We start from the raw sequence: 10,616 nt of genomic DNA on the forward strand, positions 1-10,616 counted from the left end.
TCATCCACGGGCACCGCGAGAGGGGGACGACGTGGTCAGCACCGAGCGCTCGGAGGAGGCCCTCCGGCTGCGGGCGACACTCGCCTCGATCGCACCCGGCACCGCACTGCGCGACGGCCTCGAGCGGATCCTGCGCGGTCGCACCGGCGCGCTCATCGTGCTCGGCACGGACAAGGTCGTCGAGTCGATCTCGACCGGCGGCTTCACCCTCGACGTCCCGTTCAGCGCGACCGGCCTGCGGGAGCTGGCGAAGATGGACGGCGCCATCATCCTCGACGGCGACGTCACCCGGATCCACCGCGCCGCCGTGCACCTGATGCCCGACCACACCATCCACTCCGACGAGACCGGCACCCGGCACCGCACCGCCGATCGCGTCGCCCGCCAGACCGGGTTCCCGGTGATCTCGGTGTCGCAGTCGATGCAGATCATCGCGGCGTACGTCGGCGAGACCCGGCACGTGCTCGAGGACTCCGGGCAGATCCTGTCCCGGGCCAACCAGGCGCTGGCCACGCTGGAGCGCTACAAGCTCCGCCTCGACGAGGTGTCGAGCACCCTGTCCGCGCTGGAGATCGAGGACCTGGTCACCGTGCGCGACGTCGCCGTGGTCGCCCAGCGTCTCGAGATGGTCACCCGGATCGCGCGCGAGATCGAGGACTACGTGCTCGAGCTCGGCACCGACGGCCGGCTGCTGTCCCTCCAGCTCGAGGAGCTGGTGACCGGCGTGGACGCCGAGCGTGAGCTGGTGATCCGCGACTACCTGCCCGGTGGCCGGCGGGCCAAGAGCCCGGGCGACCTGCTGGCCCGGCTCGAGGCGCTCTCCCCCACCGACCTGGTCGACCCGGCCTCGGTCGCGCGGGCCCTGGGCCTCGGCACCAGCGAGCACCTCGACGGCGCTGTCGCGCCTCGCGGCTACCGCCTGCTGGCCAAGGTGCCGCGGCTCCCGAGCTCGGTGGTGGACCGCCTGGTCGAGCACTTCGGGACGCTGCAGAAGCTGCTGTCCGCCGGGGTGGAGGACCTCCAGACCGTCGACGGCGTCGGCGAGCTCCGCGCCCGCTCGGTGCGCGAGGGGCTCTCCCGACTCGCCGAGTCGAGCATCCTCGAGCGCTACGTCTGACCGCCGTGCGCTCGCCCCTGCTCGAGGTGATCGCGCTGGACGCCGCCGACGCGGCGGCTGCGGAGGCGGGCGGCGCCGACCGGCTCGAGGTGGTCACCGGCATGGACCGGGACGGGCTCACCCCCAGCGCCGCGACCGTGGCCGCGATCCGCGCGGCCACCCGGCTGCCGCTGCGGGTGATGCTGCGTGGCGGCGAGGGATTCCGCACCGACCGGGCCGAGGTGGCGAACCTGCGGGCAGCCGCCGTCGAGCTCGCCGCTGCCGGCGCGGACGCGTTCGTGCTCGGGTTCCTCGACCCGGACGGCGACCCGGACCTGCCCGCGATGGCCGCGGTGTCGACCGCGACCGACCTGCCCTGGACCTGCCACCGCGCCATCGACCACGCCCGCGACCGGGAGGCCGCGTGGCGGCAGGTGCGGGGGCTGCCCGGGCTCGACACGGTCCTCACCGCCGGGTCGCCGCGAGGCGTCGGCGAGGGGCTGCCGTGGCTGGTGCGGCAGGCATGCGACCCCGCGGACGCCGGGCTGATCCTGGCCGGGGGCGGGCTGCGGCCCGACCAGGTCCCGTCGCTGGTCGCGGCCGGTGTCCTGCAGCTCCACGTCGGCAGCCGGGTCCGGCCCGAGGGCTCGTGGGCCGCCCCGGTCGACCCGGCGCAGGTCCGGGCGTGGCGCGTCGTCGTGGACTCGGCAGCCGGCTGAGAGGGACGACGGTGGCGGCGGCACGAGCAGGCGGCGCGGCCGCGTCTCCGCCTGCCGCCGGGCCGCTCGACGGACCCGGAGACGCGGTTCCGGAACACGCCCCCGCCGGTCCATACCGGTCCGGTCCGACCGGGCGTCGGGCGGCCGCGAAGGACCAGGCTCCGTCAGAGAAGCGGAGACCCCCCGGCCCGAAGTCCGGGGGGTCTCGGCGCGCATCGTCGTGGGTGCGCGGGTCTCGCGGCACGGGGGAGAGCCGCGAGGTTCTCGTGCCAGCTGATCATGGGGGGTTTGACAACTGACCTTGACTTAGTTTTACACCAATCGCGCCACTTCCGTCTTCCCTTTGGCAAGATTCATCTCGAAGCAGCGCTCGGGTGCTGCGGCCCAACGTCCCCAGCTGATCGCGCACCAGGAGATAGACATGAACACCACCGCCAAGAAGTTCGCCGCTGCAGTCGCCGTCGCCACGCTCGTCGTGCTCGGTTTCGCGGCGCCCGCCGAGGCCGCCAAGCAGGAGCAGAAGACCGTCTGGTGCTGCTGATCGCCGACGCCCGCCGCTGACGACGCGGCGGGGCAGGCAGGAGAGACCGCTAGACCAGTGAACGCGTGGGCGTCCTCGTGCGCGCCCGCAGTCCGGTCGACGCGGCCGCACGCCGGTAGGCGGCGCGCGCCTCATCGGCGAGCCCGACCTGGTCGAGCAGGTCGGCCAGGTCGAACCAGAGCTGGGCCGCCCCACGGTCGGCGCCGATCGCCGACAGCACGAGGACGGCCTGCTGGTAGGCGCGCGCGGCCTGTGCCATGTCGCCCTCGGCGGCGTAGGTCTGCCCCTCGAGCGCGCGCGCCTCGGCCTCGGCCAGCGGAGCGTGGCCGTCGGAGATCGCGTGCACCTCGTTGGCCAGCTCCCGGCCGCCGACGAGGTCGCCGGCGAGGAAGCCTGCCCGGGCCAGGCCCAGCTGGGTCCAGGCACGGTCGACGGGCGCCGCACTGCTCCAGGCGAGCTCCTCGGCCGCCTTCTCGAGGTTCTCGCGCGCCTGCTCCACGGCCGGCGGGTCCAGTGCCAGCTGGAGGCGGCCGAGCTCCGTGCGGAGCCGGGCGAGGTTCCGGCTGTCCTGTCCCTCGCTGAGCAGCGCGAGCGCGCGCTCCGCAAGGGGGGCGGCATTGCCGATGTCCCCGCGGCGGGCCTGCATGGCGCTGGCGTTCCAGTACGCCGAGGCGCGCGCCGTCGGGGACCCGAGCTCCTCGGCCTTGGCGATGGCGGCACGGCAGATCCGCACCGCGTGCCCGGAGTCGCCACGCTCGAAGTAGGCGGCGGCGATGGTCACCGCGAGCTGCACCGCCTCGTCGCTGCTGTCGAGGCCGGACTCCGTGAGCTCGGCGAGGACGTGCTCGCCGGTGTCGATCGCGCGACCCAGGTCACCGGACTCCCGGTAGACGCGGCTGAGGGCAATGCCCGCCTTGACCCGCATCAGCCCGGAGACGGCGCCGCCGGCCACGAGGCTCTCGAGCTCCTCGATGGCGTCGTCGGTGTGCCCCAGCGCCTCGTGCGCCCGGGCGTTCAGGAACCGGGCGCGCACGTCCAGGCCGTCGACCGGTGCGGACTCCAGGCGCCCGAGGGCCTCCCCGACGCGGGTCGCTGCCTCGAGCGGCTCACCGGACTCGAGGGAGAGCTCGGCGTAGTCCAGGGTCAGGCGGATCTCGTCGACCTCACGCGGCGCCGGCTGGCCGAGGAGCTCCTCGACGGACACCTCGAGCCGGTGGGCGATCTCGTCGAGCACCTTGACCGTCGGGCGGCGCTGCCCGGACTCCATGCGGGACACGTAGGCGATGGACATGCCGCTACCGGCGACGTCCGACTGGGTCATCCCCCGGGACAGGCGAACCGCCCGCAGGCGGCGACCCAGCTCGGCGGGGTCGCATCGGTTGAGCACATCGATCTGGCGGGCGTCCATGGGGTCATTGTGGAGCACGACCGGGAAGACGTGGCGAAACTTGTCAAATATCGCCCACAGAACTGCCCGTCAGGAGGGTTCGGTGGCCCCGCTGCGCGGGCCGTCGGCCGGCTCGTCGGTCGGCGTCGACCCGTCCTGGTCCTTCTGGTCGGGCTTCGGGGCCTTCGTGATCGTCCGCGACGTGGGGTTGACGATCCGGAACTGCTGGTCGGTCGGTTCGCCACCGAGGGCGGCGGCAACCACGTGGTACCAGCCGGCCTCGGCCCACCTGGCCTCCGCGACCTTGCACCCCTCGTTGGAGCGCCGGGCGGTCCAGCGCATCGAGACCTTCGCCGGCTTCGCGGCGCGTACGACGAGGTCGGTCGTCGGCAGCGACCGGCACTGCTGGCTCGTCCAGATCAGGTCCTTCCCGGAGTTGATCCTCACCGCGACGGTGCTCGGGGAGAACGAGAAGGTGCAGGCCGCCTCGTCGGTGAGGATCCGGAACGGGATCCGGATCGCGCTCCCGCCGGTCACCCGGTCGACGACCGGCTCGACGGTCAGGCCCTCGGTGGTGCAGGGCCCGCTCGGCTGGGCCAGCGGTGGCCTGGTGGGCCTGGCCTTCTTCGTCGTGCGTGGCGTGACCGGCGCGGTGGCGGTTGGCGGCACCGACGCCCGGGAGGTGGGCGTGCTCGCGCCGTGGTCCGCGGAGAGCCGCGCCGCGTCGGTCGAGCTGCCGTCGCTGCCGCCCCCGAGGAGGCGGGCAAGGCCGACCACGAGCAGGCACGCCACGCCGACCACGATGAGGCGGCGGATCCAGTACACCCGGGCGGGGAGCGGGCCGCGCGGACGGGTGACGGCGCTCATGCGCACACCGTAGCCAGCGCCGACCCCCGGATCGGGGAGCGACACCGGACGGCGGCGGATTCCCTGTGCTCGCCTACGATCCAGCGCATGAGCGAGCTCCACGCGCCGGTCCTCGGGTGGTACGACGAGCACGCCCGCGACCTGCCCTGGCGCCGTACCTCGGCGAGCGCGTGGTCGGTGATGGTCTCCGAGTTCATGCTCCAGCAGACCCCGGTGAACCGCGTGCTGCCGGTGCACGAGGCCTGGCTGGAGCGCTGGCCGACGCCGGCCGCGCTGGCTGCCGACGAGCCCGGCGAGGCGGTGCGCGCCTGGGGCCGGCTGGGCTATCCGCGCCGGGCGCTGCGCCTGCATGCGGCAGCGTCGGCGATCGTCGCCGAGCACGGCGGCGAGGTGCCCGCCGACAAGGAGGCGCTGCTGGCGCTGCCGGGCGTCGGCGACTACACCGCCGCCGCGGTCGCGTCCTTCGCGTTCGGGCGGCGGCACGTCGTGCTCGACACCAACGTGCGCCGGGTGCTGGCCCGTACCGTCACCGGCGTCGAGCTCCCGGGCAGCTCGGTGACCCGCGCCGAGCGCGACCTCGCCACGTCGCTGCTGCCCGACGACGAGGCCACCGCGGCCACCTGGGCGGTGGCCGTGATGGAGCTGGGCGCGCTGGTGTGCACCGCCACCTCCCCGTCCTGCCACCGCTGCCCGGTCGCGGACCGGTGCGCCTGGCGGGCGGCCGGCCACCCGGCGTACGACGGGCCGGCGCGGAAGGTGCAGACGTACGCCGGCACCGACCGGCAGTGCCGCGGCCGGCTGCTCGGCGTGGTCCGGGACAGCGAGGGTGCGGTCCCGGGGACCCGGCTGCACGCGGCCTGGTCGGAGACCGCGCAGCGCGAGCGGGCGCTGGCCAGCCTCCTCGCCGACGGCCTGCTGGTCCGGGTCGAGACCGGCGAGGCGGAGCCCCGCTACGCCCTCCCCTGACGCCGACCCGGCACAACATGTGCCGACTCACCACCAGAAACGCACGCCGACCCGGCACATCCTGTGCCGGGTCGGGGTGCTGGTGCGTCAGGTGACCGTCAGGTCACTCGTCGGTGCCGGGGGACTTCGGGACGTCCGTCGGGCCGGGCTCCTCGCCGTCCGCGGGCGCGTGGCCCTCGGTCGAGCCGAGCACGTCCGCGGCCTCGAGCGGCGGCAGGTCCGGCAGCGCGCCGACCTTCTGGCCCTTGAAGGTGAACGTCGCGCTCGGGCCCTCGCCCTCGACGTCGACGAGCACGATCTGGCCCGGGCCGACCTCGCCGTACAGCATCTTCTCGGCGAGGACGTCCTCCACCTCGCGCTGCACGGTCCGGCGCAGCGGGCGGGCGCCCAGCACCGGGTCGAAGCCGCGCTTGGCGAGCAGGTCCTTGGCGTTCTGCGTCAACTCCAGGGACATGTCGCGGTCCTTCAGGCGCAGCTCGACGGCGGCGATCATGTTGTCGACCATCGAGACGATCTGCTCCTGCGACAGCGGCGGGAACACGATGATCTCGTCGACACGGTTGAGGAACTCGGGACGGAAGTGCTGCTTGAGCTCCTCCGACACCTTGTTCTTCATCCGGTCGTAGGAACCCGCGGCGTCACCGGTCTGGTTGAAGCCGAGGTTGACGCCCTTGGCGATGTCCCGGGTGCCGAGGTTCGTGGTCATGATGATCACGGTGTTCTTGAAGTCGACGACGCGACCCTGCGAGTCGGTGAGGCGACCCTCCTCCAGGATCTGGAGGAGCGAGTTGAAGATGTCCGGGTGGGCCTTCTCCACCTCGTCGAAGAGCACGACGGAGAACGGCTTGCGGCGCACCTTCTCGGTGAGCTGGCCGCCCTCCTCGTAGCCGACGTAGCCGGGGGGCGAGCCGAACAGCCGCGACACGGTGTGCTTCTCGGAGAACTCCGACATGTCGAGCTGGATCAGCGCGTCCTCGTCGCCGAAGAGGAACTCCGCGAGCGTCTTGGACAGCCAGGTCTTTCCGACGCCGGACGGGCCGGCGAAGATGAACGAGCCGCCGGGACGCTTCGGGTCCTTCAGGCCGGCACGGGTACGGCGGATGGCCCGGCTGAGCGCCTTGACGGCCTCCTCCTGGCCGATGACCCGCTTGTGCAGCTCGTCCTCCATCTTGAGCAGCCGGGTCGACTCCTCCTCGGAGAGCTTCACGATCGGGATACCGGTCGCGACCGCGAGGACCTCGGCGATCAGCTCCTCGTCGACCTCGGCGACGACGTCCATGTCACCTGCGCGCCACTGCTTCTCGCGCTCGGCCTTCTTGAGCATGAGCTGCTTCTCCTCGTCACGGAGGGAGGCAGCGGCCTCGAAGTCCTGGCCGTCGATGGCGGCCTCCTTGCGGTGGCGCACCTCCGCGATCTTCTCGTCGAACTCGCGCAGGTCCGGCGGCGCCGTCATCCGGCGGATGCGCAGCCGCGACCCCGCCTCGTCGATGAGGTCGATCGCCTTGTCCGGCAGGAACCGGTCGGAGATGTAGCGGTCGGCCAGCGTGGCGGCCGAGACCAGGGCCTCGTCGGTGATGGTCACGCGGTGGTGCGCCTCGTAGCGGTCGCGCAGGCCCTTGAGCATCTCGATCGTGTGCGCGATCGACGGCTCGGCCACCTGGATCGGCTGGAAGCGGCGCTCGAGCGCGGCATCCTTCTCGAGGTACTTGCGGTACTCGTCGAGCGTGGTCGCGCCGATCGTCTGCAGCTCGCCGCGGGCCAGCATCGGCTTGAGGATCGAAGCCGCGTCGATCGCGCCCTCCGCAGCGCCGGCGCCGACGAGGGTGTGGATCTCGTCGATGAACAGCACGATGTCGCCGCGGGTGCGGATCTCCTTGAGCACCTTCTTGAGACGCTCCTCGAAGTCACCACGGTAGCGGGAGCCCGCCACCAGGGCGCCGAGGTCGAGCGTGTAGATGTGCTTGTCCTTCAGCGTCTCGGGGACGTTGCCCTTGACGATGTCCTGGGCCAGGCCCTCGACGATCGTCGTCTTGCCGACGCCCGGCTCGCCGATGAGGACCGGGTTGTTCTTGGTACGGCGGGACAGGATCTGCATGACCCGCTCGATCTCCTGCTCACGCCCGATGACCGGGTCGAGCTTGCCCTCGCGTGCGGCCTGGGTCAGGTTGCGGCCGAACTGGTCGAGCACCAGCGAGGACGACGGGGCGTCGCCCTGGCTCGGGGCGCCGGCGGCGGCGCTCTCCTTGCCCTGGAAGCCCGACAGCAGCTGGATGACCTGCTGGCGCACGCGGTTGAGGTCGGCGCCGAGCTTCTGCAGGACCTGGGCGGCGACGCCCTCGCCCTCGCGGATCAGCCCGAGCAGGATGTGCTCGGTGCCGATGTAGGAGTGGCCGAGCTGCAGCGCCTCGCGCAGGGACAGCTCGAGCACCTTCTTGGCGCGCGGGGTGAACGGGATGTGGCCGCTGGGCGCCTGCTGGCCCTGGCCGATGATCTCCTCGACCTGGGCGCGCACCGCCTCGAGCGAGATGTCGAGGCTCTCCAGCGCCTTGGCCGCGACACCCTCGCCCTCGTGGATGAGGCCGAGCAGGATGTGCTCGGTCCCGATGTAGTTGTGGGAGAGCATGCGGGCCTCTTCCTGGGCCAGCACGACCACCCGGCGGGCACGATCCGTGAACCGCTCGAACATGTTCGCCTCGTTCCTCGAACTACTTGCAAAGATCCATGGGCAGCGCCGTCAGTTCGTACGGCGCGTACACGGTGTCAACTTGCCCCACAGCCTACGTGTTCCCCGCACCGGGCAAACCCCGTCCGCCCTCAGCGAACAGGCTACGGCCCGCCGGGCCGGCCCGGTCTCGTGAGTATGGTGACCGCGTGCGCTTACCCTTCTCCGGCCGACCCCAGCAGCACGAGGCGCCGGCACCCCTGCCTCCAGCGGCTCGCCGCCGGCTCAACCGGCTCGAGCGTGAGGTCGAGCAGCTCCGGGCCGACCTCCAGGAGCAGCGCAGCCTCGGGCTCAAGGTCGCCGAGATGTCCGACCTCGTCACCGAGCTGATCGGTGCGGCGGCGCGTGGTCCGGAGGAGTTCGACGCGGCGCTCTCCCGCTACCGGGACGAGCTGGAGTGACCGACCCGGCGGATCGTCACGGATTCCTGGTCCCCGCGGACTGGTCCGGACCGGTGGACGTCGAGTTCGACGGGATCCGGGTCCTGTCCTTCGACGCCTCCAGGTCGCCCGGCACCGACGAGGGAGGCGACCGGCGGTCGGAGTGGCCGGCGTCCCTTCGTCCCCACCTCACGGGGCGCACCGAGGTCACGTTCCGCGACCACGCCACGGGGGCGGAGCTCGGCAGGACCGAGGTGGCCTTCGACTCGTCCCCCGGTCGCACCACGGTGGTCGACGACGACGGCCGACCGCTCGCGATGACGAAGTGGGGACGCCTCACCCGCACCTTCTCCGACGGCTCCGACCTGGGGACCCGGACCCTCGACGACCTCGACCGCTACTTCGCCGTCTGCGCGGAGCTGGGGGTCGACTCCTGCCTCGGCTACGGCACCCTCCTGGGCGCCGTCCGCACCGGTCGGTTCATCGGGCACGACAACGACGCCGACGTGCTGCTCGTGAGCCACGGGACCTCCCCCGCCGCCGCCGCGGCCGACTCCCACCGCCTGCAGCGGGAGCTGCGTCGACGCGGTTGGGGCGTACGCCGCCAGAGCGCCGGTTTCCTCAACATCTGGGCCCCGGGTCGCACGTACGACGATTGCTTCGACGTGTTCACGGCGTACTGCGTCGACGGCTGGGTGCTGGTCGATCGCTGGGTCCGTGGCCCGGGTGGCCCGGAGACGCTCGTCCCGTTCGGGACGATCAGCCTCGAGGGACGGACCTATCCCGCGCCGGCGGATCCCGAGACGGTGCTGGCCCTCACCTACGGGCCGCAGTGGCGCGTGCCGGACCCCTCCTTCCGCTACCGCACCCCGCGGTCGACGCTGGACAGGTCGCGGACGTGGATGGGCATCCGGCAGTGGGGACCGGGGACGCGCGCGTGGGACGACGAGCCGCCCGTGCCCGCTTCGTCGCCCGAAGAGCCGACCGCGTTCGCGGTCTGGTGCACGGACCGTCTCCGACCCGACGACCACGTGCTCGAGATGGGGTGCCGCTCGGGCGTGGACGGTGTCCATCTCGCCGGACGCTGCGGCTCGCTGCTCGGCTACGACCAGCTGCTCGACCACGTGGCGTACGCCCGGGCCCGGGCGGCGGACGTCGGCGCACCCGCCGAGTTCGTCCCCGCGTCGTTCCGCGACCGGCGCCACCTGGTCTCGCTCGGGGCCGACCTGGCCCGGCGGGCCCGCGACTCCGGGGGGCGGGTCGCCTACTGCCGCCGCCTCCTCGAGCGCCTCGACCCGGCGGCCCGGGATGCCGTGTGGATGCAGACGCGCACGGCGCTCCGTCGAGGCGGCCGGATGTTCCTCGACGTCCCGGCTGACGACACATCCATCGTCGAGGAGGCGGTGGCGCACGGCGGGAAGATCCTGGTCAGCGTGGAGCAGGACGCCGGGCGGCGCTGGCTCGAGCTGGCCTGGTGACGAAAATGCGGCGGCGCCCCCAATAGCGCTCGCCCGCTAATGACCGACCCGGGATTTCCCGGTGGCCCGGGAGAAGCTCGACACGAAATTCGGAGCACCGTCCGGAAAAGGACAATGCCCCGAATCAGTGCGCGGCGTCGTAGGCCTGGCGCACCTCGGCGGAGACCCGGCCCCGGTCCGGCACGTCGTGCCCGTTGGCACGAGCCCACTCGCGGATCTCGGCAGCCGTCGGGCCGGACGAGGCCGCCGCCTTGCGGGCACGGCGGGTGCCGCCGCTGCGCCGCGCGTGACCGACGTACGGCGCCAGCGCGTCCCGGAGGGCGGCAGCGTTCTTGTCGTTCAGGTCGATGTCGTACGTCGCCCCGTCGAGGCCGAAGCTGACCGTCTCGGTGGCATCCGAGCCGTCGATGTCGTCCACCAGGACGACGTGCACCCGCTGGGCCATGGAGGAATCTCCTGT

At 72.6% G+C, this 10,616-nt stretch carries 9 protein-coding genes; 5 read left to right on the forward strand and 4 right to left on the reverse strand.

The genetic code is table 11. From position 1 onward, the window contains the following. Positions 1-31: 31 nt before the first annotated feature. Both disA and EKO23_RS03895 read left to right on the forward strand, forming a co-directional pair. Positions 32-1,117, forward strand: coding sequence for a DNA integrity scanning diadenylate cyclase DisA (gene disA / locus EKO23_RS03890; protein WP_134714294.1), 1,086 nt, complete (start codon positions 32-34; stop codon positions 1,115-1,117). Between the two features lie 5 nt (positions 1,118-1,122). Further along, on the forward strand, positions 1,123-1,815 hold the full coding sequence (locus EKO23_RS03895; RefSeq protein WP_134714296.1) for a copper homeostasis protein CutC: 693 nt from the start codon (positions 1,123-1,125) through the stop codon (positions 1,813-1,815). A 590-nt stretch (positions 1,816-2,405) separates the two neighbouring features. Here the strand turns inward: EKO23_RS03895 and EKO23_RS03900 are convergent. Next, the gene (locus tag EKO23_RS03900; RefSeq protein ID WP_134714298.1) at positions 2,406-3,764 is read right to left on the reverse strand and encodes a helix-turn-helix domain-containing protein; all 1,359 of its coding nucleotides are present in this window, start codon (positions 3,762-3,764) and stop codon (positions 2,406-2,408) included. A gap of 69 nt (positions 3,765-3,833) precedes the next feature. Next, on the reverse strand, positions 3,834-4,610 hold the full coding sequence (locus EKO23_RS03905) for a hypothetical protein (RefSeq protein ID WP_134714300.1): 777 nt from the start codon (positions 4,608-4,610) through the stop codon (positions 3,834-3,836). 87 nt (positions 4,611-4,697) lie between these two features. On the opposite strand from EKO23_RS03905, the gene EKO23_RS03910 reads away from it, so the two are divergent. Further along, the gene (locus tag EKO23_RS03910) at positions 4,698-5,576 is read left to right on the forward strand and encodes an HhH-GPD family protein (RefSeq protein ID WP_134714302.1); all 879 of its coding nucleotides are present in this window, start codon (positions 4,698-4,700) and stop codon (positions 5,574-5,576) included. A gap of 103 nt (positions 5,577-5,679) precedes the next feature. Here the strand turns inward: EKO23_RS03910 and EKO23_RS03915 are convergent, their stop codons facing one another. Next, complete coding sequence (locus tag EKO23_RS03915) at positions 5,680-8,262, reverse strand: ATP-dependent Clp protease ATP-binding subunit (RefSeq protein WP_134714304.1); 2,583 nt, start codon at positions 8,260-8,262, stop codon at positions 5,680-5,682. 185 nt (positions 8,263-8,447) lie between these two features. Between EKO23_RS03915 and EKO23_RS03920 the strand changes: the two genes are divergently transcribed. Together EKO23_RS03920 and EKO23_RS03925 are read left to right on the forward strand one after the other, a co-directional pair. Then, a complete protein-coding gene (locus EKO23_RS03920) occupies positions 8,448-8,699 on the forward strand; it encodes a DUF6752 domain-containing protein (protein WP_134714306.1) in 252 nt (83 codons plus the stop codon). After that, positions 8,696-10,156, forward strand: coding sequence for a class I SAM-dependent methyltransferase (locus EKO23_RS03925; RefSeq protein WP_134714308.1), 1,461 nt, complete (start codon positions 8,696-8,698; stop codon positions 10,154-10,156). Before EKO23_RS03920 ends, EKO23_RS03925 begins: the two co-directional genes overlap by 4 nt. Positions 10,157-10,280: 124 nt before the next feature. On the opposite strand, the gene EKO23_RS03930 is transcribed toward EKO23_RS03925, so the two are convergent. Then, complete coding sequence (locus EKO23_RS03930; RefSeq protein ID WP_134714310.1) at positions 10,281-10,601, reverse strand: histone-like nucleoid-structuring protein Lsr2; 321 nt, start codon at positions 10,599-10,601, stop codon at positions 10,281-10,283. Positions 10,602-10,616: the final 15 nt, after the last annotated feature.

It is taken from the genome of Nocardioides guangzhouensis, assembly GCF_004519545.1.
In the GTDB taxonomy this organism is placed as follows: domain Bacteria; phylum Actinomycetota; class Actinomycetes; order Propionibacteriales; family Nocardioidaceae; genus Nocardioides; species Nocardioides guangzhouensis.

Bases quoted from the DNA above. Each gene is read 5' to 3' on its own strand.
- EKO23_RS03900 (WP_134714298.1), bottom strand. From the start codon at position 3,764: ATGGACGCCCGCCAGATCGATGTGCTCAACCGATGCGACCCCGCCGAG.
- EKO23_RS03905 (WP_134714300.1), bottom strand. From the start codon at position 4,610: ATGAGCGCCGTCACCCGTCCGCGCGGCCCGCTCCCCGCCCGGGTGTAC.
- EKO23_RS03930 (WP_134714310.1), bottom strand. From the start codon at position 10,601: ATGGCCCAGCGGGTGCACGTCGTCCTGGTGGACGACATCGACGGCTCG.
- EKO23_RS03910 (WP_134714302.1), top strand. From the start codon at position 4,698: ATGAGCGAGCTCCACGCGCCGGTCCTCGGGTGGTACGACGAGCACGCC.
- EKO23_RS03915 (WP_134714304.1), bottom strand. From the start codon at position 8,262: ATGTTCGAGCGGTTCACGGATCGTGCCCGCCGGGTGGTCGTGCTGGCC.